26 protein-coding genes and 1 pseudogene are annotated in these 24,415 nt (G+C 42.3%); 16 read left to right on the top strand and 11 right to left on the bottom strand.

The window, feature by feature from the left end:
* Positions 1–31 precede the first annotated feature (31 nt).
* The 5 genes and pseudogenes from PSE7429_RS05695 to PSE7429_RS05680 all read left to right on the top strand — a co-directional run.
* A pseudogene (locus PSE7429_RS05695) lies at positions 32–499 on the top strand (hypothetical protein); the annotation flags it as partial.
* 328 nt (positions 500–827) lie between these two features.
* Positions 828–1,022, top strand: coding sequence for a hypothetical protein (locus tag PSE7429_RS27070; RefSeq protein WP_233424302.1), 195 nt, complete (start codon positions 828–830; stop codon positions 1,020–1,022).
* A 42-nt stretch (positions 1,023–1,064) separates the two neighbouring features.
* Complete coding sequence (locus PSE7429_RS23370) at positions 1,065–2,519, top strand: bifunctional serine/threonine-protein kinase/formylglycine-generating enzyme family protein (RefSeq protein WP_009626136.1); 1,455 nt, start codon at positions 1,065–1,067, stop codon at positions 2,517–2,519.
* 104 nt (positions 2,520–2,623) lie between these two features.
* Positions 2,624–3,040 carry a XisH family protein gene (locus tag PSE7429_RS05685; RefSeq protein WP_009626135.1) on the top strand — a complete coding sequence of 139 codons (417 nt, stop codon included), beginning with the start codon at positions 2,624–2,626 and terminating at the stop codon, positions 3,038–3,040.
* On the top strand, positions 3,028–3,357 hold the full coding sequence (locus PSE7429_RS05680; protein WP_009626134.1) for a XisI protein: 330 nt from the start codon (positions 3,028–3,030) through the stop codon (positions 3,355–3,357). The genes PSE7429_RS05685 and PSE7429_RS05680 overlap by 13 nt, the downstream gene beginning before the upstream one ends.
* 174 nt (positions 3,358–3,531) lie before the next feature.
* Here PSE7429_RS05680 and PSE7429_RS05675 read toward each other — a convergent pair whose 3' ends face one another.
* The 4 genes from PSE7429_RS05675 to PSE7429_RS05660 all read right to left on the bottom strand — a co-directional run bounded on the left by PSE7429_RS05675 (position 3,532) and on the right by PSE7429_RS05660 (position 7,856).
* Positions 3,532–4,719 carry an LptF/LptG family permease gene (locus PSE7429_RS05675; protein ID WP_009626133.1) on the bottom strand — a complete coding sequence of 396 codons (1,188 nt, stop codon included), beginning with the start codon at positions 4,717–4,719 and terminating at the stop codon, positions 3,532–3,534.
* Between the two features lie 67 nt (positions 4,720–4,786).
* On the bottom strand, positions 4,787–5,515 hold the full coding sequence (lptB, locus tag PSE7429_RS05670) for an LPS export ABC transporter ATP-binding protein (protein ID WP_009626132.1): 729 nt from the start codon (positions 5,513–5,515) through the stop codon (positions 4,787–4,789).
* Between the two features lie 143 nt (positions 5,516–5,658).
* Positions 5,659–6,252: an LptA/OstA family protein gene (locus PSE7429_RS05665; protein ID WP_009626130.1), complete on the bottom strand. Its 594-nt coding sequence runs from the start codon at positions 6,250–6,252 to the stop codon at positions 5,659–5,661.
* Positions 6,249–7,856 (bottom strand): bifunctional pantoate--beta-alanine ligase/(d)CMP kinase, encoded by a 1,608-nt coding sequence (locus tag PSE7429_RS05660; RefSeq protein WP_040687451.1) that lies wholly within the window; start codon positions 7,854–7,856, stop codon positions 6,249–6,251. The genes PSE7429_RS05665 and PSE7429_RS05660 overlap by 4 nt, the downstream gene beginning before the upstream one ends.
* 923 nt (positions 7,857–8,779) lie before the next feature.
* On the opposite strand from PSE7429_RS05660, the gene PSE7429_RS05650 reads away from it, so the two are divergent.
* The gene (locus tag PSE7429_RS05650; RefSeq protein WP_202950400.1) at positions 8,780–9,487 is read left to right on the top strand and encodes a Shedu immune nuclease family protein; all 708 of its coding nucleotides are present in this window, start codon (positions 8,780–8,782) and stop codon (positions 9,485–9,487) included.
* Here the strand turns inward: PSE7429_RS05650 and PSE7429_RS05645 are convergent.
* The 3 genes from PSE7429_RS05645 to PSE7429_RS05635 are packed head-to-tail and all read right to left on the bottom strand — an operon-like array spanning position 9,484 to position 11,549.
* The gene (locus PSE7429_RS05645; RefSeq protein WP_009626126.1) at positions 9,484–9,903 is read right to left on the bottom strand and encodes a PD-(D/E)XK nuclease superfamily protein; all 420 of its coding nucleotides are present in this window, start codon (positions 9,901–9,903) and stop codon (positions 9,484–9,486) included. The genes PSE7429_RS05650 and PSE7429_RS05645 overlap by 4 nt on opposite strands.
* On the bottom strand, positions 9,900–10,793 hold the full coding sequence (locus PSE7429_RS05640) for a DNA adenine methylase (RefSeq protein WP_009626125.1): 894 nt from the start codon (positions 10,791–10,793) through the stop codon (positions 9,900–9,902). The genes PSE7429_RS05645 and PSE7429_RS05640 overlap by 4 nt, the downstream gene beginning before the upstream one ends.
* Positions 10,794–10,832: 39 nt before the next feature.
* Positions 10,833–11,549: a 2-phosphosulfolactate phosphatase family protein gene (locus PSE7429_RS05635; RefSeq protein WP_009626124.1), complete on the bottom strand. Its 717-nt coding sequence runs from the start codon at positions 11,547–11,549 to the stop codon at positions 10,833–10,835.
* A gap of 363 nt (positions 11,550–11,912) precedes the next feature.
* On the opposite strand from PSE7429_RS05635, the gene PSE7429_RS05630 reads away from it, so the two are divergent.
* A complete protein-coding gene (locus PSE7429_RS05630; protein ID WP_009626123.1) occupies positions 11,913–12,833 on the top strand; it encodes an FTR1 family iron permease in 921 nt (306 codons plus the stop codon).
* 76 nt (positions 12,834–12,909) lie between these two features.
* Here the strand turns inward: PSE7429_RS05630 and PSE7429_RS05625 are convergent, their stop codons facing one another.
* Both PSE7429_RS05625 and PSE7429_RS05620 read right to left on the bottom strand, forming a co-directional pair.
* Positions 12,910–14,940 (bottom strand): heavy metal translocating P-type ATPase, encoded by a 2,031-nt coding sequence (locus PSE7429_RS05625; RefSeq protein WP_009626122.1) that lies wholly within the window; start codon positions 14,938–14,940, stop codon positions 12,910–12,912.
* 321 nt (positions 14,941–15,261) lie between these two features.
* Positions 15,262–15,672 (bottom strand): ArsR/SmtB family transcription factor, encoded by a 411-nt coding sequence (locus PSE7429_RS05620; protein ID WP_009626121.1) that lies wholly within the window; start codon positions 15,670–15,672, stop codon positions 15,262–15,264.
* A 602-nt stretch (positions 15,673–16,274) separates the two neighbouring features.
* Here PSE7429_RS05620 and obgE point away from each other — a divergent pair.
* A complete protein-coding gene (gene obgE / locus PSE7429_RS05615; protein ID WP_009626120.1) occupies positions 16,275–17,270 on the top strand; it encodes a GTPase ObgE in 996 nt (331 codons plus the stop codon).
* A gap of 162 nt (positions 17,271–17,432) precedes the next feature.
* On the opposite strand, the gene PSE7429_RS05610 is transcribed toward obgE, so the two are convergent.
* Both PSE7429_RS05610 and PSE7429_RS05605 read right to left on the bottom strand, forming a co-directional pair.
* Positions 17,433–17,762: a DUF4359 domain-containing protein gene (locus PSE7429_RS05610; protein ID WP_009626119.1), complete on the bottom strand. Its 330-nt coding sequence runs from the start codon at positions 17,760–17,762 to the stop codon at positions 17,433–17,435.
* A gap of 41 nt (positions 17,763–17,803) precedes the next feature.
* Positions 17,804–18,652, bottom strand: a complete 849-nt coding sequence (locus PSE7429_RS05605) for a 3'(2'),5'-bisphosphate nucleotidase CysQ family protein (RefSeq protein WP_009626117.1) — start codon at positions 18,650–18,652, stop codon at positions 17,804–17,806.
* Positions 18,653–18,892: 240 nt separating this feature from the next.
* On the opposite strand from PSE7429_RS05605, the gene PSE7429_RS05600 reads away from it, so the two are divergent.
* The 8 genes from PSE7429_RS05600 to PSE7429_RS05570 all read left to right on the top strand — a co-directional run bounded on the left by PSE7429_RS05600 (position 18,893) and on the right by PSE7429_RS05570 (position 23,844).
* Entirely contained in the window at positions 18,893–19,192 is a 300-nt protein-coding gene (locus tag PSE7429_RS05600; protein ID WP_009626116.1) for a hypothetical protein, read from the top strand.
* Entirely contained in the window at positions 19,189–19,392 is a 204-nt protein-coding gene (locus PSE7429_RS05595) for a type II toxin-antitoxin system HicB family antitoxin (RefSeq protein WP_009626115.1), read from the top strand. The genes PSE7429_RS05600 and PSE7429_RS05595 overlap by 4 nt, the downstream gene beginning before the upstream one ends.
* Complete coding sequence (locus PSE7429_RS05590) at positions 19,389–19,616, top strand: type II toxin-antitoxin system HicA family toxin (protein WP_009626114.1); 228 nt, start codon at positions 19,389–19,391, stop codon at positions 19,614–19,616. The genes PSE7429_RS05595 and PSE7429_RS05590 overlap by 4 nt, the downstream gene beginning before the upstream one ends.
* A gap of 277 nt (positions 19,617–19,893) precedes the next feature.
* A complete protein-coding gene (locus PSE7429_RS05585) occupies positions 19,894–22,716 on the top strand; it encodes a TrlF family AAA-like ATPase (RefSeq protein WP_144052484.1) in 2,823 nt (940 codons plus the stop codon).
* Positions 22,703–22,873, top strand: coding sequence for a hypothetical protein (locus PSE7429_RS26240; RefSeq protein WP_009626112.1), 171 nt, complete (start codon positions 22,703–22,705; stop codon positions 22,871–22,873). The genes PSE7429_RS05585 and PSE7429_RS26240 overlap by 14 nt, the downstream gene beginning before the upstream one ends.
* A gap of 15 nt (positions 22,874–22,888) precedes the next feature.
* A complete protein-coding gene (locus PSE7429_RS05580) occupies positions 22,889–23,191 on the top strand; it encodes a hypothetical protein (protein WP_009626111.1) in 303 nt (100 codons plus the stop codon).
* Positions 23,181–23,618, top strand: coding sequence for an HNH endonuclease (locus PSE7429_RS05575; RefSeq protein WP_009626110.1), 438 nt, complete (start codon positions 23,181–23,183; stop codon positions 23,616–23,618). Before PSE7429_RS05580 ends, PSE7429_RS05575 begins: the two co-directional genes overlap by 11 nt.
* Before the next feature lie 10 nt (positions 23,619–23,628).
* Complete coding sequence (locus tag PSE7429_RS05570) at positions 23,629–23,844, top strand: type II toxin-antitoxin system HicB family antitoxin (protein WP_009626109.1); 216 nt, start codon at positions 23,629–23,631, stop codon at positions 23,842–23,844.
* Positions 23,845–24,415: the final 571 nt, after the last annotated feature.

Here is a 24,415-nt window from a genome sequence, read left to right as displayed (position 1 = left end):
TTCGTTTACCAATCAAAGTAAGTTAAAAAATATGGTGCGCTATACCCTTGCCCAGAGTCCCGAAGTTGTTTTGACCGTTGCTGGTAAAGATTCGCCTAAAGCACGGGAAAAAGCAATGGCAGACTTGATGGAATTAATGGACTCAGGCAAGCTCGATACCGATCTTGCCGATGGCTTTAGTCCCGACCAATTTATTGAAGTGAAAGAACTGCCCATGTCGGAAGAACGCGAAGATCCTATTACTCAAGCCGTACAGGTTTTAAATAACTTGGCGACGCTAAAAATTAAAGTCCAAGAGCTGCGTTCTGATGCGATGCAAGTGCGATCGCAGATCGATATTTTGTTTAGCGATGAGCTGGTATCGGAAGAGCAAATCAACAGTATTAAAGAAGGATTTAAAACTCTCAAAAGTTTTGCTCAACTTAATATGAAATTCCTAGATGCGCGATCGCAAGCCGAAAAGGCGCGTCAAGTTTTAGATGAAGCGCTCAAGTCTCCTAGCTCAGAAGCCAAACCTCCTACTGAGAAAGCAGCCGAACCCATTGAAAGTGTAGCTAGCTCTGATTTAGCCCCTGTTGAAGCCGATGAGGTTGAAGTTGATGCTGATGATTCAGAAACCGTAACTGAAGTGGAAAACGCGATCGTGGAAGTTCCCGCGAACAAGTCCACTAAGAAAAAATAATTAAAAGTAATTAGAAAGAGTCAAAGTAGATTTCTTCGCTACTTTGACTTTCTTTAACCTTTGCGAAATCATTGTGTTGCTAGGATTTGCTCACGTTAGGATATAACTAGATCATCAAAGCTAAATTTTCTAAGATTTACTTAGCATGAGTAACTGCCTTTGCCTTGATTGCGATCGCTCAAACTCCATAACAACCAAATTCTGTACCCAATGCGGCGCTAAGTTACAAATTCAAGAGCGTTATCGAGCTTTGAAGGCGATCGGACAGGGGGGATTTTGTAAGACTTTCTTGGCTCAGGATGAAGGGAAGCCATCGAAGCCTCATTGTGTAATTAAGTAGTTTCTCTATGACGATCCTGCGACTTTGCGGGAGGCGCAAAGATTGTTTGAACAGGAAGCAGTGCGCCTAGACGATCTGGGCAAGCATCCGCAAATTCCTGAGTTATTAGCCCATTGTGAGCAGGATGGGCGGCAATATCTCGTACAGGAATTTATTGATGGTGAGAATCTATTACAGGAGTTGAAACGTGAGGGGCGATTTAGTGAGGCAAAAATTAAGGATCTATTGCTGGATCTGTTGCCTGTGTTGCAGTTTATCCATGCGGGGAATGTGATTCATCGCGATATTAAGCCAGAAAATATCATCAGAAGGCGATCAGATGGCAAGTTAGTTTTGGTAGATTTTGGGGCGGCGAAGATGGCAACGAAGACGGCTCTTACCAAAACGGGAACAATGATCGGCAGTGCAGAATATACCGCTCCCGAACAGGCGCGGGGTAAGGCAGTATTTGCTAGTGATATTTATGCACTAGGTGTGTCTTGCATTTATTTGCTCACGCAGATTCCGCCTTTCGATCTGTTTAGCGATCATGAAGATGCGTGGGTATGGCGACAGTTTTTGAATGGGAATGTGGTAAGCAATGAGTTAGGTTCTTTGGTTGACCGAATGTTAGCCAAAGCTTTGACAAGGCGCTATCAGACATCGGCGGAGGTTTTACAAATATTGCAGTTAAGCCCATCATCTCAATCAAAGTCAGTATCACCGAAAGCTAATCATTCAATTCCTTCAACAGTTAAAGCACAACCAGCTAAACCAAGCTTTCTATCGGGAATATTTGGAGTAAAGCCTTCTCAGCCATCTGAATCTTTTAGTCGAAACCTAATATTAGAATGTGGTAATGGGATAAATCTTGAAATGGTTAGAATTAAATCAGGTAGTTTTAATATGGGAAGTGACTATAGCAGTGAGAGTCCCATCCATCAAGTCAATATGCAAGGATTTTATATAGGTAAATATCCTGTAACACAGTCTCAGTACCAAGCGATTATAGGAAAAAATCCATCAAAATTGAAAGATCCTTGTAATCCTGCAGAAAACATTAATTGGAATGATGCTGTTTTGTTCTGTGAAAAGTTATCGCAAGTAACAGGAAAAGAAGTAAGACTACCTAGTGAAGCAGAATGGGAATATGCTTGTAGATCTGGTAGTAAATGGAAATATTGTTTTGGCAGTAATGTCGATAAATTAAAAGACTATGCGTGGTATGACAAAAACTCAGGGGATAGACCTCATCCAGTTGGAGAGAAGCTACCAAATGCTTGGGGTTTATATGATATGCATGGCAATGTAAAAGAATGGTGCGAGGATGTCTGGCATGATAATTATAATGGTGCGCCAAATGATGGACGGGCTAGATTAACTGGAGGTGAACAACGCAGACGAGTTTTACGTGGCGGCGCTTGGTTTCTTAGTGATTTTGCCTGTCGTTCAGCTAATCGCGAAAAAGGTATTCCCGGTAATAAGGAGATTTGGCAGGGTTTTCGGGTTGTGGTGTGAGTTTGCTTCTTCGCGTGAGGACTTTTTCTTTACACTTTTTCTCTTTTCTCTTTACCCTCTTCGCCTTTGCCGATCAAGTTTTTTCCAAAAAAGTACAATAGCCTATGTCAGCTAAAGACATCTTCCATGAAACAGTCAAACTAGCCCTTATTAGAGATGGATGGACGATAACCAGAGATCCACTAACTATTCGTATCGATCGCATTAAACTAGAAATCGATCTTGGAGCAGAAAAAGTATTTGCCGCAGAAAAAGATGGTAAGAAAATTGCTGTAGAAGTTAAGAGTTTCGTCAATTCTTCCAACATTAGCGATTTTCATAACGCATTAGGGCAATTTCTTAACTATCGCCTTGCACTGCAAATGACAGAACCAGAACGAATTATTTATTTAGCCGTTCCTATTGATGTTTTTAACACCTTCTTTCAAGAACGGTTCCCCCAAGCTGCGATCGTACAATACGATCTGAAAATCATCGCTTATGAACCTAATAGCAAGGAGATAGTTATATGGCAAAACTAGACAAATATCGCCAAATTATTCGTGAAATCTTAATTAAACATAGCAATACTCAAGAGTCTGACATCGAATGTCAGCTTGTTTGTGATACAGAACACGATCACTATCAAATTCTTGAATTGGGCTGGAAAGGACTAACCCGTATCTATGCCTGTTATATCCATTTAGATATCAAAGATGGCAAGATCTGGATTCAGCAAAACATGACCGAAGCCGATATTGGTCAAGAATTAGTCCAAAAAGGCATTCCCGCATCAGAAATCATTTTAGGCTTACAACCACCATACAAACGCCCCTACACTAACTACGGTGTTGCATAACAGTGTCTGCTGGTTATTGGTGAAATCAAAGGAGAAAAAATCATGAATCTCGAATTATATCTATAGCTAGGCGCAATTAAATTTAAAAGCCGAAAAGCTGTGGCGCACGCGCAGCGTGCGCCACAGCTTTTAGATTTTAATTATTCTCAGCTATTTAGTTAAAAGCGATCGCGATTATGTCACCCGCATGAGGATCGTGATACCAGCCGCAATGCCGATTAAATTAGGTAACCAAGCCGCCAAGAGTGGCGAGAGAAACTCCACTTGACCGAGAGCGCCACAGATAAATAGCAAGAGATAATAACCAAAAATAATCAACACGCTCAAACCAAATCCGATCGCTGCACCCGTTCGTTGCGGACGCATCCCTAAGGATGCACCTACCAGAGCAAATACAACACAGATAAAAGGCAGGGCATACTTCTGTTCCAGCCTGACCTCTAGCTTGCGGATCTCCTTGGTGTTTCCCGATTGGGACAATAGATCGATATTCCGACGAATATCGGCAATATTCATCTCCTCCGCACTGCGCTGCTCTTGAGCAAGATCGAGTGGAGCGCGAGGTAAGCGTAAATTCTGATCGTCAAAACGGAGGATACTGCGGTAATTGCCATCGGGAGCAATTAAATAGGTCGTACCCTTGCTAAATTTCCAGACGCTCTGTTCGGGGATCCAAACCGCCGACTCAGCCGCCAGAATTTGCTGGAGCTGACCCTGCGAAAAGTCTAAAACCGTTAAACCGCGCATCTCCTTACCATCAAAGCTACGGGCATAAAAACTACGTACTAGCCCCTGCTTAGTTGTGCCGTCATCCTGCGGCACTTCCCCATACTGCTGATAAAAAATATCTTGGCTCTTAAACTGAACGTTTTCCTGATTTAAGGCCGCCCGTAACGTACTCCGTGATTGCCAATTTGCCGCAGGTACGATCGCCTCATTAAACACATAGGTCAAGCCCGTCACAAATAGACTCAGCACGATCGCAGGCAAAACCAATCGATAAGCACTTACTCCACAACTGCGTAAAGCCGTCGTCTCACCATCGCCAGACATGCGGCTATAGGAGAGCAATGTCGCCAACAGCATTGACATGGGGAAAGAATACACCATGAATCCTGGAATCTGATAGCCAAAAATCTGTAGTGCCGTGAAAACACTTAATCCCGCATCAGTAATCAGGCGAATTAGCTCAAAGAGCGAGCCGATCGCTAAAATTACCGAAGAAAATGCGCCCACACCAAATAAAAATGGGGTTAGCATTTGGGTAGTTAAATAGCGATCCATGATCGAAAGTTTCGGTAGCCATCCTAGCGACACGTTTGTAACTTTTTTCCTTGAGTGAGTCGTTTGTAAGGTTGCCATTTCCTTTATCGAGATTACAGGTTTTTGGTTCGATTATTGTTGCAAGATCGCAGAATCTAGAAGAAAATCAAAAATGAAATTTTTCGCCCAAGTAATACTTGCGAACGTCGGGATCGTCAGCCAATTCTCGGCTAGAACCATCCGCAAAAACCTCACCTTCACGCATGATATATGCTCGATCAGTGATCGACAGGGTTTCCCTCACATTATGGTCAGTGATTAACACCCCCATATCGCGATCGCGCAAGTTGCTAATAATTGTCTGAATTTCGCCCACAGCGATCGGATCGATGCCCGCAAAAGGCTCATCCAACAAGATAAATTTGGGACCCTCCTCACCAACAGCCAAAGCTCTGGCGATTTCGGTACGGCGACGTTCTCCCCCCGACACTTGAATTCCCATCGTATCAGCAATTTTGGTCAAGCGAAATTCTTCAAGCAAAGTCCGCAACCGATGAATGCGTTTTTGCTGCGGCACAGCGGTCTGCTCCATAACCAACAGGAGATTATCCCGCACCGTTAACTGCCGAAAAATCGTAGCCTCCTGCGCGAGATATGCCATGCCCATCCTTGCCCGCTTATGAATTGGCAAATGGGTAATATCTAGCTGATCTAGCCAAACGCTACCACTATCGGGCTGAATTAGCCCAGTTGCCATGTAAAACGATGTGGTTTTGCCAGCACCATTGGGTCCTAGCAGTCCGACAATCTCCCCCTGTTTGACCGTGAGGCTCACTTGCTGAACGACTTGCCTGCCATTGTAGTTTTTACTAACGTTGTCGAGGGTGATTTGCATTACTCAATTTGGTTGGGAAGTTTGAAAATGTAACACTGAACTTATTTGCAACAAAGCATTTTTTGCGGTTTTAAACATCAAGTCTTTAAACATCAAGTCTTTAAACATCAAGTCTTCAAACATCAAGTCTTCAAGCATCAACATTATTTACCATCAGGCAAAATTTCCTGTGGTTTTGGTTGTAACTTTTCGGGAGAAACTGTTGAAATAGGAGGACTAACTTGCTGTTTTTTAAAGGAAGGCTTGATTTGAGTTACAGGCGTTGATGAAGTTGCAGGGGCATTAACAGCATCGCGGTCTTGGACAACATAAATGGTTTCGACCTGCTGGTTACTCGGTGGGACGGCAACAAATTTACCTTCACCGATTAGGTAAGTAATGGTTTGGGCTTTGATGCTATTGACACCTTCTTGTGTAACAACCACATTTCCCGTCAAAACTACACGCTGCTCCTTAGAAAAATACTGTGCTTGCTCGGCGATCGCATCAATCTGTCGGGCGGGATAGGTCATTTTTACATTTCCCGTTGCCGTGACTACTCCCGTAATCGAGTTCGCCTCTTGTACGTCAGCACGGATTGTCAGCGCTGAGTTAGCGGGTTGGGCTTGGCTGGGGGGCAAGGAGCTATGACTAATCGCTAAGGGGAGGGCGACGAGCAATAACTTGGTAAGCGAGGATTTAATGAACGGGGATTTAAAGATCGCCAATAATGGTGATTTGGAGAAAGAGCAGGTCATGGGTTTTGTACCTTTTGTTCATACAAATTTACAATGGCTGCGACCACTTCTTCTATAGATAGACCATCAGTATTGACTAAAGTTGCATCTTCAGATTTGACTAGTGGTGAATGGTCGCGGGTAGAGTCCTTGCGATCGCGTTCTTGAATTTCACGTTCGAGGGTGGCAAGATCGGGCGCTACCTGACCTTGGGCAATCAGATCGGCTTGACGACGTTTAGCCCGTTCTCCTGCTGAGGCTGTTAGAAAGATCTTGACTTCGGCATCGGGAAATACATGGGTACCAATATCACGACCTTCCATAACTACCCCACCTGTTTGACCGATCATTTGTTGTTGCTTGACCAAAATTTCGCGGACACCAGCTTGGGCAGCGATCGAGGAGACATTTGCCGTTACTTCAGGGGTACGGATTTCCGTTGTGACATCTTCCCCATTGAGTAAAACCTGCATGGGTTTGCCTGCGATCGGATTGGCAAAGAGCTGGATTTTGGATTTGGCAGCAATTTCTCGTACCTTGTCGCGATCGCGTAAATCGATACCTTCTCGCAATACCGCCAGCGTAACGCTACGATACATTGCGCCAGTATCTAAAAACAACAAACCTAATTTATTTGCTACCTGCTTAGTGACAGTGGACTTGCCCGCACCAGCGGGGCCATCGATCGCGATGATCGGTTTTCTAGGTGTAATAGTATGACTCAGCAAAATATTATCGATCAAGCGTGTATTTCCAATTCGAGCCGCGATCGCTAGCATTAACTCTGATTCGGACGTAATTTGAGTACATGGTTGTAGCGTCTTGGCATCGACTAACTCAATATACTCTAGGTTAATCTCAGGTAGCTTGTTTAAATAATTTTGCGCGGCTCCGATAATTTGAGAGGGCAAGCAAAGCTCGTAACAGAGAAAAAATTGCTGTCGGGCTTGGAGCAAACTTTGGTAGATATGCACCGCCAAAACGCGATCGCTCGCGGATAGGTATTGATTGCGAGAGCTACAGGCTAGCCCGCTAGGTTCGCGTACCGTCGGACAACCCACTATCTCAACAGGCATATTCAAATCATTCACCAATTGCCGAATAATCGCCAACTGCTGCCCATCTTTGCAGCCAAAGTATGCTCGGTCGGGTTGGACGATATTCAAGAGCTTGGTGACGATTGTAGCTACTCCCTGAAAATGTCCGATCCGCGATCGACCACACATAGTATCCATCATTTCTAACGGGGGGATTACCTCCGTTAACTTGGCATCTGACTTGGCATCTGAATCAGCATTTATAATTCCCATCTCCTCCATATTTGGAGCAAAAACTGCGTCAACTCCCGCTGTTTCGCAGATCTGGAGATCCCCCTCTAGGGTACGGGGATACTTTTCAAAATCCTCACCCACTCCAAACTGCAAAGGATTCACAAAAATACTCACAACTACGCAGACATTTTCAGTTCTTGCCCGATCGATTAGGCTTAAATGACCAATGTGCAAAGCTCCCATAGTTGGTACTAGCCCCACCGACATTTGTCCTGATGATTGCCCTAATGATTGTTTTAATTTATGAGTATTTAAGTAGTTACGCAGCGAAGCGATTGTCGTAAATAGCTGTATCAAACAATCAACCTCAACAAAATCACTATAAAAAGCATAACTGCCTCCTGTCAGAAGTGAATATGCTCTTTATAGCGTGGTTATACCAAAGCTCAAAATGGCTATGCCATTTTGAGCTTTGAAAACCCTTACTGGATTTGGCTTTTAATTTAACGTGAGTTCGGGATAATTTGAAACGAGCATTGAGAAAGGGTTTGCTACGCAAACCCTTTCTCAATGCTCAAAGGTAAAAGCCTTGCTACGCAAGGCTTTTACCTTTGGGCTTTTAAGATTTGCCAGCTTAACTCGAACTGACGTTAATTTACAAAAGTATGACAACACTTTTGTAAATTTGTATTATACCAAATCACAAAATGGCGTAGCCATTTTGTGATTTTAAAACCCTTACTGGGTTTGGTTTTCAATTCCCAAAAGTGTAGCCACACTTTTGGGAATTGGTATAAGAGATAGCTAGGACAAATCAAACCTTACGTTGCTATATGAGGAGAATGAGCCGTTTTCATCTCTTCCGTTTCCTGATATGACTTTTGTTTAGTAGGGAGCATTTTAATGGTTCATGATAGAATTATTTACGTTAACCAAGTGTTAGATCTAAGAAAATTAGATAAAATTCAGATTTTATCGGTTTATTGATACGACTTAGGAGTATCTAGCCATGTCAAATTCAAATAAAGTTATATTACTCGACAAAGCCCAAATAAGTCTGGACAGTTTGCAAAAGCAAGATTATTTGAGAGTTATCAAAACGATCGAATCCTTAGCGACCTTTCCTTTTAATACGTCACTACAAGTACATAAGTTGAATTTAAAAGAGAATTATTTCCTCGCAAGAGCAGGCTTAAAGTATCGATTGATTTTTCGGTGTCAAGACGATGAAATAATAGTCACTGATATTGTCAATCATGATCGACTACAAAGATTGTATGGCTCCATATCAAAGAAGGAACTTACAATTGAAACCGCTTGATTCTTTCAACTTTGACGTAAGAAGATGTATTACTGAACTTAATGAGTTTGAAAAGCTTCTCGATAAAGAAGAACTTCGAGAAGCTCAAGATGTATTACCATTTTTTAGAAGTAATTTGCATTTATCGGCATTTATCGCTTCTTATGTAGCAGGAATAGTGAGATTTGATAGGATTAAACATGAATTTGCCGTTTTTGGCGATTTTCGTGCCGATCTAGTTGTTGGGGACTCGGTTAATGGGACTTACTGCTTTATTGAGTTTGAAGATGCTACTAAAAATAGTATTTTTATCGAAAAGGGGCGAAGTACTTCTGATTGGTCTCCTCGATTTGAGCATGGCTTTAGCCAAATTGTTGACTGGTTTTGGAAGCTTGATGATTTTAGAAATACTGCCCAATTTCGTGCTGTTTTTGATAGTGATAGTATCAATTTTTATGGAATGCTAATAATCGGTAGAGAGTCTTTCCTGTCACCTATAGATAAAAATCGACTTAAATGGAGATTAAACAAGGTGTTGATCGATTCTCAAAAAATAATTTGCATTACTTTTGATCAATTAGCTAGAGATATCAAAGATAGATTATCTTTATATCAACTAAGTTATGAGTCAGATTCATTTACGGAAATCGATTCTGATTTATTAGATATAGAGGAAGATGCTTAAAGCTTGCCCATATTGGCTTTCATGATAAATCGCTCAAGGGTGACAATCTCTACACGATCGCCATAGGGAATATATTGCTGTAAATCTCCTGAGATATAGAATTCGCGCAATGTCCAACCTTCGCCACCGAGAACTAAATAAGCTTTTTGATAATTAGGATTCTGTTCCATCGCATCCATTAAGCAAATTACCTCAAAGGGAACTTTCTGCTCGGCAGTGCCACCCACTTGCTGCCACTTTAAGGAAATTAAAATATTGCGATCGCCACGATTTGCCACGACATCGATTTTATGTTTACCTCCTCCTGGACGACTGCCGATATATTGCTGGGACTGGGAGAGATAGCCTCCGTAGATTAAAGAATGCAATACCATTTGTTCTAAAACGGCTCCAGTCTCAGTATTGCGAAGACTCATGATAGTTCTAGCCCCCAGTCGATTCCCTTGCTAAACCCTTTATAGGCGAGCATTTCCTTGGCAGGGACGCGATCGCCATTACAACTAATTCTTCTAGGAGCATCGAGAATTTTGTACTCAAATCCCAGATCTTTGTAGAGGGAAAGAATGCGATCGGTTGCTTGATTAGAAGCGATCGCAGGGCAGTTTTGATTGGCTAACCATTGGGCTAATCGCTCTTGCTCTGACCATTCAAAGCCATTTTTAGAATATTGTCGAAATTCTACATCGTAGGGAGGATCGGCATAAATCAGATCATTTGCTGCAATTTTGATTTTGCCAAAATCTATACTTGTAAACTTCCATTGCGAGAGTGTCGGTTTATAGGCAGTGAAATCGGAATTGTAATTAATGGTTTTATATTTCCCAAAGGGAACGTTAAATCCTCCCTTTTGATTAAAACGACACAGCCCATTATAACCAGTGCGATTGAGATAGTAGAAGAGTTGCGCGGCGGTGCGAGTATTTCCTCCTCCATTCTGAATCAACCGATTGAATTCATCCCTTTGGGCGTAATAAAAAATGCGGTCATATTTCGTCTCAATATCCAAACTTAAACCTTTTTGTAACCATTTGTAGAAGTTGATTACATGGGGATTGATGTCATTGAGTAAAGCCTGTTTCGGTTGTAAACCTAAAGCGATCGCCAATCCGCCACAAAATGGTTCTACCAATCGGCGATCGCTATATTTCTGCCAAGTATTCTGCAAATATTGTACGAGCCAACGCTTACCACCAGCCCATTTCAAGGGAGGGGTAAGGCGTTCTGGTCTTACCGTAGATCCAGTGATATTAGCCACTTGTTTTGCTGAGGGCGTTATGAGCAGAGATGAGCGCGGCGACAGTGGCATGGTAAACAGGGAAATTAATGCTTACCTAATCTAGTACCACTAGGCAGCAACTAGCAAGCCTGCACTAGATTGCTTTGGCAATACATCAACTACATCTAACTTGGCACAGTAGGCGATATCTTCCGCACCATTGAGGTTTAGTAGGCGCTTACCATGGCTAGCTTGATAAAACAACTCCTCAACTTCGCCTTTCCATGTCTTGTACAGCGTTGCCGCTGCTACCGCTTCATCGTTACCAAAATCAGCTTCGTCTTCGAGGTTAGCCGCGATCGCACCTGCACAGGTCGTATCTTCTAGGGAATAACTACCTTCCCAGCCAGAACCGACGATCCAAACTGTCTCAGGCTTTGTTTCGCGCAAATATTTCAACACCGAACCGAGATTAATCATCGCGCAAGCCAAAACACTTTTGGCATTCTGGACTTTTTGCAGCGATCGCGTACCATTGGTGGTACTCATAAAGATCCGTTTTCCTTTCACCACATCAGGCGTAAAGTCAAAGGGAGAATTTCCCAAATCAAAACCTTCTACCGTCTTTCCCCCACGCTCGCCGACTCGGATCCGTAATTCTGGTGGATGCGCTTCGCTTACCCGTAAAAGCTCGTCAAGATCGGAAAATACTTGCACTCCTTCGGCTCCCGCAGCAAGGGCTGTGGCGATCGTAGTAGTTGCTCGCAAAATATCAACGGCGATCGCGCAGTCTGGAATCCCTTCAGTCGGAACTAACTCAGGGGTGTGATAAACAAAGATTTTCATTTACGGATCTAATGGTTGAGCTATCTACTATAAATTAAACTCTATGATCGTTTGTTTTGCAAGTTGGCAAAGACAAGAAGGGCTGAATTGCCTTGATTTTTCGATTATTTCCGCACGTTACAATTAAGTAGCTAAGTATCTAGGCGCAATTAAATATAAAACCCCAAAAGCTGAAGCGCACGCTGCGCGTGCGCTTCAGCTTTTGACTCTGGTTTTTACTTATGCCCAGCTACTTAGGCATAAATAAACTTAAAACCTAGAAGAGCGTACCGCCCGCGTAGCGGGCGGTACGCTCTCTGGTTTTGTTTTTTAATTATGCTGATCTACTGCTGAACTACTTAGGATCTTTAGGAAAAGTTAGTTATGGACTTTAGTGCCGCCTTACCAATTTTTGCAATTACCTTACGTGAAGGCGTAGAAGCTGCCCTCGTGGTGGGAATTGTCATGGCATATCTCAAAAAAGCCGATCGCAGTGTACTCAATCCTTGGGTGTTTGGTGGCATTGCTACAGGTGTATTGGCGAGCTTTGTCGTAGGTATATTACTAAACTGGTTTTTAAAACAGGTCGAAGGTACTGATCCCGCTCAAGCTGCTTTTTACGGGCAATTGTGGCAGGGGATTTTAGGGCTTACAGCGATCGCGATGTTAAGTTGGATGTTGGTCTGGATGACTGAAAATGCCAAGGCTCTGAAAGGGGAAATCGAGGGGAAAATCGGTAAAGCGATCGCGAATGAACAAACAGCGGGTTGGGCGGTGTTTGTACTGATTCTCATTGCGGTATTGCGCGAAGGTTTTGAAGTGGTCATCTTTATTTCGGCAAAGTTGCAAGGCGGAGTCGTCCCGATTGTTGGGGCGATCGCGGGCTTAGTTGGAGCTGTGGCGATCGGAATTGCCCTATTTCAATTTGGAATTCGGATCGATCTAAAAGTATTCTTTCAAGCTATGGGAGTTTTCCTGTTACTTATCGTTGCAGGGCTAGTCATCAGTGCGATCGGACATCTCGATAGGGCGATCGCTGCCTATGCCGAACTCTCACGGACTTCTATCTGTTTTCCTGCATCTTCTACTGCGGAAATGAGTTCTTGCTTGCTAGGTGGTTTGGTTTGGGATGTGCATGATGTGCTGCCCGATAAAGAATTTCCAGGAATATTACTTAAAGCGATGTTTGGTTTTCGCGATCGCTTATTTTTAGGACAAGCGATCGGCTATTTCACTTTCCTATTCTCTGCGGGATTTCTCTATTTCCAAAGCCTCACCGTCAAGCCTATGCAGAATGTTAAGTAATCCCAAAGATGAGTGGCGGCGTTTCGCGCCGCTACTCATCTTTGGGATGGGGCGGCGCTTCGCGCCGCCCATAGACTTATTTCAAAACTCTAGTGGCATTAGCGATCGCCGCTAAAGCCACACCAACATCGGCAAAAACTGCTTCCCACATCGTTGCCAAGCCGAAAGCCCCAAGTACGAGGAATATAGCTTTCACTGACAATGCGAAAATGATATTCTGCCAGACGATGCTATGGGTTTTACGGGCAATTTGAATCACTTCGGCGATCTTGGTCGGAGAATCATTCATAATCACGACATCCGCCGTTTCAATCGCCGCATCGGAGCCCAAACCTCCCATGGCAATACCGACATCCGCCCGAGCGATTACAGGCGCATCATTGATGCCATCGCCCACATAAATTGCTTTCTCTGATTTGCCTAATTTACTGAGAATCTTCTCGAAGGCATCGACCTTTCCTTCAGGCAACAGTTCCGCAATGTAGGAATCGAGCCCTAACCTGCCTGCAATATCGGCAGCTACACCATTGTTATCACCAGAGAGCATAATCACTTGCTTGATGCCGATTTTGTGCAGATTTTGGATTGCCTCGATCGCATCGTCTTTGATTTCATCCGCAGCAATAATGTAACCTGCATATTTTGTATCCACAGCAAGATGCACCACGCTACCTGATACTTTACAGGTGTCGTGGGCAATACGCTCTTGATGGAGGAGGCGATCGTTGCCAGCAATTGTCAAGCGATCGCCAAGCATCGCCCGAATCCCATGCCCAGCAATTTCTTCGTAATGAGAAACCTTGGTTAAATCCAATTCTCCTTTGTAGGCTTCCTTAATTGATTGAGCGATCGGATGGGTCGATTGGGCTTCGATATGACCTGCAATAGATAGTAATTCATCTTTGCTAAAGCCCTGTGCGGGGACGATCTGCGTTACTTTAAAAGTCCCCTTGGTTAGAGTTCCCGTCTTATCGCAGACAACCGTTCTTACATCGTTTAAGACATCTAAGAATGTCGAACCTTTGATGAGAATGCCGCGCTTAGCAGCCCCACCTATACCACCAAAATAGCCAAGGGGAATGCTAATCACCAGACCACAAGGACAAGAAATCACCAAAATGACTAGGGCGCGGTATACCCATTCAGCTAGGGTTGCCTTGGGAATGAGCAGTGGTGGAACGATCGCGATCACTAAGGAGATAAATACTACAATCGGCGTATAGAGTTTGGCGAATTTGGTAATTAATTTCTCAGTTTCCGCCTTTTTGCTACTGGCATTTTCCACTAAGTCGAGAATTTTGGCGATTGAGGATGATCCAAATAACTGGGTGACTTGAATATCTAAAATGCCAGTTTTATTGATAGTTCCTGCAAGGGCAACATCACCGACTCCTACAGAACGCGGTACGGATTCACCCGTGAGTGTTGAAGTATCTATTTGAGAAGTTCCCACAATCACGATGCCATCAAGGGGAATCTTTTCGCCTGCGGTAACTGTAATGATGTCGCCGATCTGGACTAGATCGGGGGAAGTCTTCGTAATTACACCATCAACTTTAAGGTTGGCATAGTCGGGACGGACTTCTAAAACCGCTTTAATCGATCGCCTTGAGTTGCCTACCGCATAGTCTTGGAAGAGTTCTCCTACTTTAAAAAACAACATTACACCGACAGCTTCAGGTAATTGATGAATGGCGATCGCCCCCAATGTGGCGATGGTCATCAAGAAGTTTTCATCAAAAATTCTACCCTTCAAAATGTTTCTGCCAGCAGTCATTAGCACGTTCCAACCGCTTAATAAGTAGGCAGGAATCAGAATCAAATACTCTGCCAAGGCATAGGGCGTATTATGCAGTTGCTCGTTGTAAATGGAACCAATCAAAAACAGGACAATCACCACAAGCAGGGGAATAGCTTCTTTTTGGAGATCGAATTCCTCAGAACCATGACTATGATCATGTCCGTCATGCCTATCATGGTCATGCTCATGACTGTGATTAGGCCCGTGGTTTTTAGAGCTTTGAGGGTGGTGCGCACCTTCGTCATGGGCGTGATTATGGCTCTTAGAGCTTTTAATCGGCTCGTCACCGCAACAATTTTTCCCCATACCTATGCCTGAATACTTGAACAACTATTCAATAGATTAGCAGTAAACTTGTGTAATACCAAGTTAAGAAATGGCGTAGCCATTTCTTAACTTGAAAACCATTACTAGGTTTAGTTTTTACTCCCTTCCCACCAAAAAAAATAGACATCAAAACCCAATAATTAGCGTTGCGGCGCTTTGCGCCGCAACGCTAATTATTCACTGGGAAAGGAGTAATTCACAAAAGTGTGACAACACTTTTGTGAATTGGTATAAATGGGTGTTAAGTGTCGGAAGCAAGCCTAATTATGGCGATCGCTTAGCGATCGCCATAATTGGGCTTTAAGACTCAACTTCTTGCAAATGGTCGGCAACTTCTCGGTAGAGATTGACAATATGCTCGTCTGCAAGGCTGTAATAAACATTGCGCCCTTCCTTGCGGTATGTGACTAATCTCGCCGATCGCAAAATCCGCAGTTGATGGGATACCGCCGAATCGCTCATTTTCATGGCGATCGCCAAATCGCAAACACATAATTCCTGTTGGGCTAGAGCCGATATGAGGCGCAGTCGATGGGGATCGGACAACACCGCAAAAAAATCTGCCATTTGTTGAGCTTGTTTGAGAGCGACTAGATCAGACTGGCAAGCAGCTACTTTATCTAAATGCACCAGATGAATTTCACAGTTTGGCGCATCATCAGTTTTTGCAGACTGGTTTTTGGCAGACTGTGTTTTCGATTTGGCTGGCATGGCAATAAAATTTGATAATAATTTGATAATAATTTAATTATAAAAATTGATAATCATTTTCAATTTTAATCTTAACTTAGGTGATCGCCTAAGTAGCTGGGGATAACGAAAAAACAGAGCCAGAATCTGTAGCGCACGCGCAGCGTGCGCTACAGATTTTGAGGTTTTATATTTAATTGCGTCTAGCTACTTAGGCTAGGACTTACAGCAATTATCAATCAAACGAACCACAAGGAAATTTTTGAAAGCGTTGCAAAGCAACGCTTTCAAAAATTTCCTTGGTTTGGGTTTGAGCGCAATGCACTGTAAACTCCAAAGTGAGAAGAGGAGTACGGCGTAGTTCTCTTCTCGCTTTGGAGTTTTAAGGTTATTCATTTTAGCCACTTATACCAATTCACGTACCAATTCACGAAAGTGTGACAACACTTTTGTGAGTTAAAAACCAAACCTAGTAAGGGTTTGAAAAACTAAAAATGGTGTAGCCATTTTTAGTTTTGGTATTACTACCCTAATCGCTGCATAATAGAAATAAAACCAATGAAGATGATCCTGTAAGTTAAGTGGATTGTCTCGGTTAAACAGAGCAAGCAATTGAGTTAGCAATGCATTTTATTGACCGCGTTACGATACAAGTGAAGTCTGGAGATGGTGGTGATGGGCTAGTCGCATTTCGCCGCGAGAAATATGTACCTGCGGGTGGTCCAGCAGGTGGCAATGGCGGTAATGGTGGCTCGGTGATTTTGCAGGCAACAACGGATCTGCAAACCCTCTTAGATTTTCGCTTTGAGAATATCTTTAAGGCTGAAAATGGCGAACGTGGTGGTCCTAGTAACATGACGGGTCGCAAGGGCAACGATCGCGTGATTAAAGTTCCCATCGGTACGGTGGTCATGAATGAGGAGACGGGCGAAGTTCTGGGCGATCTCACTGAGGTGGGGCAAACCCTATTTGTGGCAAAAGGCGGTAAAGGTGGACTGGGAAATAAATATTTCTTGAGCAATCAAAACCGCGCTCCTGACTACGCCTTACCAGGGCTGCCAGGAGAAGAACTCACCCTATATTTGGAGTTAAAGCTGATCGCGGAAGTGGGGATCATTGGTTTGCCCAATGCTGGTAAATCGACGCTGATCTCCGTTGTATCGGCAGCTCGTCCTAAAATTGCTGATTATCCCTTCACTACGCTTGTCCCCAATCTCGGTGTAGTGTCTAAGCCATCGGGCGATGGGATCGTTTTTGCGGATATTCCTGGGTTAATTGAAGGCGCATCTGACGGGATTGGTTTAGGGCATGACTTTTTGCGTCATGTCGAACGCACAAAGCTGCTCATTCATCTGATCGATGTCACCCAAGAGGATCCTCTAAATGCCTATCACACCATTCAAGAGGAGTTAGAGGCTTATGGTCACGGCTTAGCGGATAAGCCTCAAATTGTAGCACTGAATAAGATCGATGCGATGTTGCCTGAAGATGTGGAGGCGATCGCTGCGCAGTTCGATTTTCCGATTCTCTCCATTTCGGCTGCCTCGAAAAAGGGACTAGATAAGCTGCTGCAAGGGGTCTGGAAGCTATTGGAGCAGTTCGATCTTGACAATCCCTAATAATCCCTAATTCATAAAGTCGGTGCATCGCACCGACTCTAATACCAATTCACGAAAGTGTTGTCATACTTTTGTGAATTAAAAAACAAACCCAGTAAGAATTTATACCAAAGCTCAAAATGGCGTAGCCATTTTGAGCTTTGGTATAAATTCTTTTCTTTTTTATTTGAACATGAAGAAATTGCCAAAAGCGGCGAGGGTAGTTATTTTTTTGTTGGGCATATCCGTTTCGTACAGACTAAACAATCCAAAGTTTTGCTGTTTGGTGGCGTTTCCGATGACGGGTTTGAGTGCTACTTTGCCTTGTGAGATCACAAACTTGCAAGACTGCTGAACGGCGATCGGGATATTGTCACCCGCACAAAGGGAGTTTTTCCCCGTTTCGGAAAATTGCTCAGTGGCATATTCGACGTAGCGCTCTTTGCTGGGATTGGTGGTTGCCATGATCCCAGCGATCGCGATACCCACAATTAAAACTGTTTGTAATTTCATTTTGTAATTTCATTTTGTAATTGCATAATGGCAATCGAAAACTATTTCATAATTGGCGCGATCGCTTCTTGGCTGATTTGGCAAATTTCCCGATGACAATGACCGTTGCTAGCGACGATTGTTCCCCATTGGCGTAGTTCGAGATTGTTGTAAGACAGCAGGGATAGATCGGAATGGGTGAGTTGTCCGCCTGCTTCTGTGAGAATGATTTCGGGAGCGCAGTAGTCCCAATCCTTAGGGGCAGATTTGCCTGAGACCGAGATATAGACATCGGCATGACCCGATGCGATCGCTGCAAATTTACCGCCAATGCTACCAACGGCAATTTCGGCTGCTTTGGGTAGTTGGTGGAGAATGTTTTCTAGTTGGTAGTTGCGGTGGCTGCGGCTGGCGACCACTACCATTTCGGTGAGGGCGATCTTGTTGGAAACTCTGATCGGTTGCTGCAAGCCGTCCCTAGTCTCGATATAGGCTCCGTTACCTAATATCCCCTGAAATAGACGATCTTGGGCGGGGGTTGCTACGAGTCCGAGTACGGGACGCTGGCGATAGGTTAAGCCAATATGTACGGCAAATTCGTTGGTGCGGCGAATAAAGTCACTTGTGCCATCCATCGGATCGATTATCCATACCCATTCATGATCGAGGCGATCGATATTATCCTCAGTTTCTTCACTGAGGTAGGCAAAGTTATCCGTGCCAAAGGTTTGCTTTAGCTGGCTCAAGATGAAATCATTAGCCGCTAAATCGGCGGAGGTGACGTTGCCTTCTTCACCACCTTTGAAGGTGATTTCTAGGTCTTGAGGCTCTTGGTAATACTTCATCAGAATATCTCCTGCTCCCCAAGCGATCGGGCGAGTCAGTGACATAATTTCGTTTAAATTCAGCATCTTGAATTTTGGTGAAGCTAATGATTTGTACTATAGCGTAACCAAATACAAAAAAGACATGAAAGTCCTTATGGGAGATATCCATACTGTTAATCTCATGATTAAAAAAACAAAACATGAGGGGGTAAAGCTTGGGAGGTATCAGGTTTCATTCTGTCAATCTCGCAGTTGATAATATTTTAAAACCTGTGAGATTGATCGCTTGTTCGTAGCGTGTAATCAGTTTTTGTTGGAGTTGCTATGAAAAGCGAAAAAGTACAGGTTAAATCTCATGAAGATTTTTTGATTGATTCTCTCAAAGATCCTGAGGAGTCTGCGGCTTATGTGTTTGCTGTTTTAGAGGAGGAGAAGCCTGAGATTGAATTGTTACCTTTATGTTTAGGTCATGTGGCGATCGCATTGGGTGGTGAGGGCGATCGGCAATGGGTGAAAGATTTTGGCGCAAGTGATAAAAGTCAAGTGGTGTATGAGTTGGCAACTTGGTTGGATAGTTTGGGGCTAAAATTGACGGTAAGTGTCAAGAAATTGGAGCAAGCATGAAATTTCAAGTTATTCTTGAGCCAAGTGAGGATCTAGGCTTTACGGTTTATGTGCCTTCTTTGCCAGGTTGCGTCAGTGAAGGGGACTCAGTTGAGGAAGCGCTCGAAAATATTCAAGAGGCGATCGCGCTTTATCTCGAACCTGTTGAGGATGATTTGCTGATGTCTGAACGAGCGATGCTTCAGGAAGTTGAAGTATGAGCAAGGTTCCAAATTTGCCCTATGATCGCATTATCAATGCTTTACAGAGAGATGGCTGGATTGTAGTTCGTCAGAAGGGAAGCCATATCCGTCTTCAAAAACGGACGGTTGATGAAACGCTAAAAATTACGGTTCCTGCTCATCGTCCAGTCAAGAGATCTACGCTGTCACATATTTTAAAACAGGCAAGAATAGATCTAGATCGGTTTCTTGAGCTTTTGTAATCGACAATGTGTGAAAGATTTTGGTGCAAGTGATAAAAGTCAAGTGGTGTATGAGTTGGCGGCTTGGTTGGATAGTTTGGGATTACAGTTGACTGCATCAGTTAAGTGAAATTTACAAGATACAAAAGCGAAATCTGCAAAACAAGCCATTTTAAAAATTAGCTCCTCATATCTGAGTAAGCTAGAATTTAAGAGGATATTTAAGACAAGAAAATAAGTTAAAACTTTTATAACAGAGTTTAACCATCTATTTTATTTGGTTAAAGCCTAACTTGAATTGAAATTTAATCAGCAATCTAAATTATTAAGAATAAAAATAAAGATGGAATTTTCAAAAGGATCGGAATGGAGAAAGTGGGATCTGCATATTCATACTCCTGCATCATTTCATTGGAATGGGGGGAAGCGCTTCTATGAAATGGAAGACGCAGAGAAGAATGCGGAATTAACGAAACTCATAGAGAAGATCAATCAATCTGATGTCGAAGTGTTTGGCATTATGGATTACTGGACTTTTGATGGTTATTTTGAATTAACTAAGTTTCTAGATCAGAATCCACATTTAAAGCGTAAGACTATCTTGCCTGGAATCGAACTTCGGATTGAGTGTCACGCACCTTTTCGTTTGAATATCCATTTTCTGCTGTCAGACAAATTAACACATCAAAATCTATTGGATTTTAAGGCTTCATTACTAATACGCATAGGAGCGAATAAAAGACCACTTTCAGATGAAGCATTAACTCAATTCGCAAAAACCTTGGATGATAGCAAAGCTAGAGCGCACGGCTTTAGTAATCACCAAAATGATGAAAGAAAGTGTTTAGAACTGGGTAGTAAAACTGCTGAAGTTATACGTGACTGTTTGCAGGATGCTCAGAGACTCTTGCCAGAAGGAACATGTCTTATTATTCTTCCATATGGTACATCTGATGGATTATCAAAACTTGATTGGGAAAGATATCCTCAAGATGATAATTACTTCATGCAGTCTGCTCATGCTTTTGAGACAAGAGATTGTGATGAGATTGAACTATTTCTTGGGATTGAAACAGACCAAAATAAAAAATACATAGCAAATTTTATTAAAACTATGGGTGGGAAGCCCAAGCCTGTTGTTTCTGGTAGTGATGCTCATAAGGTTGCTGACTATGGTGTTTACCCAAGTAATAGAATGACATGGATTAAAGCCGATCCAACTTTTGAAGGTTTAAAATATACGATATATGACCCTTCTGAGAGAGTTCGGATCGGGCAAAAAAATCCTATTCTTGAATTTCCAAAACCGTATTTTTCGCAGATTAAAATCCAATCTACACAAATTTTCCCAAAATTGCTCAACAAAAAAATTAGCTTTACTGACACTAATCTAGAACTTAATTCGGGATTAATAGCTATTATCGGTGGTAGGGGGACAGGTAAAAGTCTATTGCTGGATGCCATTGCTAAAACTTTCAACAAGAAAAAAAATAAAGATAGAACCGATGAAATTTCTATGCAGGGTGACTTTTCAGTAACCTACGCTAAAAATACTGGTGAAACTGAAGAGTTTCGGATTGGTGGGGAATCCGAAATAATTTATTTGCACGTTCATCAAAGAGAAGTTCAAGATATCGTCAAAGATCCAGAATTTCTTAGCGACGCAATTTTGGAAATGTTAGGAATTTCCTTGGTTGGAGAAAATCTTTTGGATCAAGAAGAAGATATTGACGATATACTACGCCAGATTAAAGAATGTAAAGTTTGGCTAAATAAACATCCTAGAGATGACAGCCAAGCAATTATCGACCGTCGTACTCAACTTATTTCAACTATAACTACAGAGAGTAATAGACAGATGATAGAGAGTTATGCAAATAATATCTCTTCGACTAAAGCTAATGAAAAACACACTAACCGACTAACCCGTCTTAAGACAAAACTAGATAGCCTTGCAATCGAGATCAATAGTGAAATTCGATCTGTTAACGATGAATTAAGTGAGTTTTTCATTCCAATTGTTGATTTTTCTTCGCAAGTCTCATCTATTCAGGAGGCTGTATCATCTTTAACTGAAATGACTACTAATTTAAAACTTAGTAATATTCGAGTTCAGGAGAGTTTAGAGCAAGAAAAAATTGAGGGAGATCCCATTACTTTACTTCAAAAGGTGGAAGAGTACCGTTCTGAAATAGAGAAAGAGAAAGAAACTATACATCAAATTGATACAAAATGGGGTCAACTACAGTCTCTGGTCGAAAAAAGAAATGCATATGTTAATCAGCTAGATATAAGATTTAATCGGTTAGTTTCCCACGTTAAAGATAAATGGGTTGAAAAGTCAGAAGGTAGATCCGAGTGGGTTGATCAGCAAAAAAAATTAATTAAAGACCTTCTTCAACCAATTAGTATCCACGGAGAGATATATTTTGATGAGTCTAAATTCTATGAACACGTAAAATCTTGTTTGAATCTTACAAAATTTAGAGCCAGACAAGATTCTTCTCCTCTAGATAGAATTAAAAGCATGATTCCAGTAGATAGCTATGAAGCCTATAAGCTTCTCATCAGTAATCAACCTGTTATTTGGTTTAACGCTCAAAGCCCATCCACGTTAGACGATTTTTTAGAACAGGAAGATTACTTTAATCAAGATGGAATCGATAGGCTTTTAACTCTTCTTTTCTCCGAATCAGAAAGGCAAAAATATCTCAAGGTTCTTGCCAGAATTAAGTATGATGACAAAAGTCCAGAAGAGTTGTCTATTGGTCAGAGAGGGACTCTTTATCTTTGCTTAAAGCTTGCGACTGAATCCTTCTTCGATCCAATTATTATCGATCAGCCAGAAGACGATCTTGATAATGATTTCATAATGAAGCGTCTTGTTCCTATCTTTACAACAATCAAAAAATATCGCCAAATTATCATCGCTACACATAATGCGAACTTAGTCGTAAATGCCGATGCAGAGCAAGTGATTGTCGCAGACAATAAGTCTGAGAATTTGTCGTACTTTAGTGGTTCTCTTGAAAGCTCAAAAATTAGAGAGAGAATATGTGATGTTCTCGAAGGTGGCAAGGAAGCATTTAGAAAGAGAGAGCAAAAATATGGTTTCAAATAATTCTTGCGATCGCCCTTTATGGCAAAAGTGCGCTAATGAAGCGATTCATAAACTCTGCCAAAGCCTAACAGATTCAATCCAAACACGCCTATTCACAGGAGAACAAACTACCCAAGAACTCATCGCTAAAATCAATGCTGGGCTATCTGAAATGTAAGACAGGAGAAATAAAATGAATACTTCAACAATTGCCCCACTTACCACATTACCCAAAAATCTTCCCCTTGATGGCGCGATCGCTATAACACTACAAGACGGAGTAATGATCTTTCGCGCATCGCAAAACATCCAACAACGCATCGAAAGCTTACTCGACAAACGAGCAGAAACTCCACTCACTGAAACAGAAGAACAAGAATTAGATGATTTTGAGGCGATCGATGATTATCTCAGTTTTGTAAATCGGATGATTCGCAATAACTTCTTACTCGAAAACATCGCCAAAACTCAGCCAGAAATCCAACATGGCGCGTAACATAACCGAAACCATCAAAGCCCAAGTTCGCGATCGCGCAAATGGACTGTGCGAATATTGTCATGCTGTAGAAAAATGGCAATTCGTTCAATTCACCATCGATCATGTCCTGCCAAAATCTCAAGGCGGTACAGATAATCTTGATAACCTTGCCCTTGCTTGCTTCCATTGCAATCGCCAGAAGTACACAAAAAATACTGCCCTCGATACCAAAACAGGAATAGAAACTCCTCTATTTAATCCCCGTAGCGATCGCTGGCAAGATCATTTTGTCTGGTCTAACGATAAACTGAAATTATTAGGCACAACCCCAACAGGACGCGCCACTGTGAAAGCTTTAGACTGTAACCGCGATCGCCTAATTAGCATTCGGATTGCAGACATAGCCATCAACCGCCATCCCCCAATTGACGATCCGATTGAGTAGCAAAATAACCATGAAAGACTATCACATCAATATTTTTTACAGCGAAGAAGATGGGGCATATATTGCCGATATCCCTGACTTGAAATATTGCTCAGCGATCGCAGAAACTCCACAGCAAGCGCTCCATGAAGTAATTCTTGCTAAAACTGCATGGTTAGAAGCAGCAAAGGCAGAAAACAAAACAATACTCGTGCAAACGGACTATGCGAATATTGTCATACTGTAGAGAAATGATAGTTCTTTCCCTTTAATGTCGATCTATAGCAACGTAAGAGATGGTAACTTTGTTTGATTTGTCTGACTTGTTTGATTTAATAATTGCCGTATATTTTTCTATCATTTCTGAAAGTCGCTAATCGGGAAATATTTGCGAACTTAGACCTAGAAACACCCGCTAGAGTGAAGATATACCTCTACTTTCTAGGTTTAAGCATTATCATAGGATATACATTTCATTTTTGTTAGCGATACCAAGTCACTTTAGGTGAGATGAAACTTAAGAAGAGCAGAACTCAATCCCCACAAGGTTTTGCCTTTAAGGATCGTCTTGCTGTGTTTAAGTTGGTAAATAGCTAAGCATAAGTAAACTTAAAGCCTAGAAGAGCGTACCGCCCGCTCTCTGGTTTTGGTTTTTAATTATGTTGAACTGTTTACGAGCATGTTGCTAGAGAATCAATTCCTTAGCGGGGCGTTGTTGCATGAATAAAAAGAAGACAAAAGAATAGAGAATATTAGGATAGATAATTAACTAACAACAGAACAGGAGACAGGTTTAGCAAGTTGAATCATGCGATTAA

The organism is Pseudanabaena biceps PCC 7429, assembly GCF_000332215.1.
Classification (GTDB): Bacteria; Cyanobacteriota; Cyanobacteriia; order Pseudanabaenales; family Pseudanabaenaceae; genus Pseudanabaena; species Pseudanabaena biceps.
Note: the sequence above shows the minus strand (reverse complement) of the source record. Positions and strands in the feature narration are given on the sequence as shown.

Excerpts from the sequence above, each read along its gene's own strand:
- PSE7429_RS05595 (WP_009626115.1), top strand. The coding sequence starts at position 19,189 with ATGAAATTTCAAGTTATTCTTGAGCCAAGTGAGGATCTAGGCTTTACG.
- lptB (WP_009626132.1), bottom strand. The coding sequence starts at position 5,515 with ATGCAAATCACCCTCGACAACGTTAGTAAAAACTACAATGGCAGGCAA.
- PSE7429_RS05610 (WP_009626119.1), bottom strand. The coding sequence starts at position 17,762 with ATGAAATTACAAACAGTTTTAATTGTGGGTATCGCGATCGCTGGGATC.
- PSE7429_RS05680 (WP_009626134.1), top strand. The coding sequence starts at position 3,028 with ATGGCAAAACTAGACAAATATCGCCAAATTATTCGTGAAATCTTAATT.
- PSE7429_RS05675 (WP_009626133.1), bottom strand. The coding sequence starts at position 4,719 with ATGGCAACCTTACAAACGACTCACTCAAGGAAAAAAGTTACAAACGTG.
- PSE7429_RS05605 (WP_009626117.1), bottom strand. The coding sequence starts at position 18,652 with ATGCTGAATTTAAACGAAATTATGTCACTGACTCGCCCGATCGCTTGG.
- PSE7429_RS27070 (WP_233424302.1), top strand. The coding sequence starts at position 828 with ATGAGTAACTGCCTTTGCCTTGATTGCGATCGCTCAAACTCCATAACA.
- PSE7429_RS05685 (WP_009626135.1), top strand. The coding sequence starts at position 2,624 with ATGTCAGCTAAAGACATCTTCCATGAAACAGTCAAACTAGCCCTTATT.
- PSE7429_RS05640 (WP_009626125.1), bottom strand. The coding sequence starts at position 10,793 with ATGCCACTGTCGCCGCGCTCATCTCTGCTCATAACGCCCTCAGCAAAA.
- PSE7429_RS05635 (WP_009626124.1), bottom strand. The coding sequence starts at position 11,549 with ATGAAAATCTTTGTTTATCACACCCCTGAGTTAGTTCCGACTGAAGGG.
- obgE (WP_009626120.1), top strand. The coding sequence starts at position 16,275 with ATGCATTTTATTGACCGCGTTACGATACAAGTGAAGTCTGGAGATGGT.
- PSE7429_RS05600 (WP_009626116.1), top strand. The coding sequence starts at position 18,893 with ATGAAAAGCGAAAAAGTACAGGTTAAATCTCATGAAGATTTTTTGATT.
- PSE7429_RS05625 (WP_009626122.1), bottom strand. The coding sequence starts at position 14,940 with ATGGGGAAAAATTGTTGCGGTGACGAGCCGATTAAAAGCTCTAAGAGC.
- PSE7429_RS05645 (WP_009626126.1), bottom strand. The coding sequence starts at position 9,903 with ATGAGTCTTCGCAATACTGAGACTGGAGCCGTTTTAGAACAAATGGTA.
- PSE7429_RS05650 (WP_202950400.1), top strand. The coding sequence starts at position 8,780 with ATGGCTCCATATCAAAGAAGGAACTTACAATTGAAACCGCTTGATTCT.
- PSE7429_RS05620 (WP_009626121.1), bottom strand. The coding sequence starts at position 15,672 with ATGCCAGCCAAATCGAAAACACAGTCTGCCAAAAACCAGTCTGCAAAA.
- PSE7429_RS26240 (WP_009626112.1), top strand. The coding sequence starts at position 22,703 with ATGGTTTCAAATAATTCTTGCGATCGCCCTTTATGGCAAAAGTGCGCT.
- PSE7429_RS05580 (WP_009626111.1), top strand. The coding sequence starts at position 22,889 with ATGAATACTTCAACAATTGCCCCACTTACCACATTACCCAAAAATCTT.
- PSE7429_RS05570 (WP_009626109.1), top strand. The coding sequence starts at position 23,629 with ATGAAAGACTATCACATCAATATTTTTTACAGCGAAGAAGATGGGGCA.
- PSE7429_RS05590 (WP_009626114.1), top strand. The coding sequence starts at position 19,389 with ATGAGCAAGGTTCCAAATTTGCCCTATGATCGCATTATCAATGCTTTA.
- PSE7429_RS05665 (WP_009626130.1), bottom strand. The coding sequence starts at position 6,252 with ATGACCTGCTCTTTCTCCAAATCACCATTATTGGCGATCTTTAAATCC.
- PSE7429_RS05575 (WP_009626110.1), top strand. The coding sequence starts at position 23,181 with ATGGCGCGTAACATAACCGAAACCATCAAAGCCCAAGTTCGCGATCGC.
- PSE7429_RS05630 (WP_009626123.1), top strand. The coding sequence starts at position 11,913 with ATGGACTTTAGTGCCGCCTTACCAATTTTTGCAATTACCTTACGTGAA.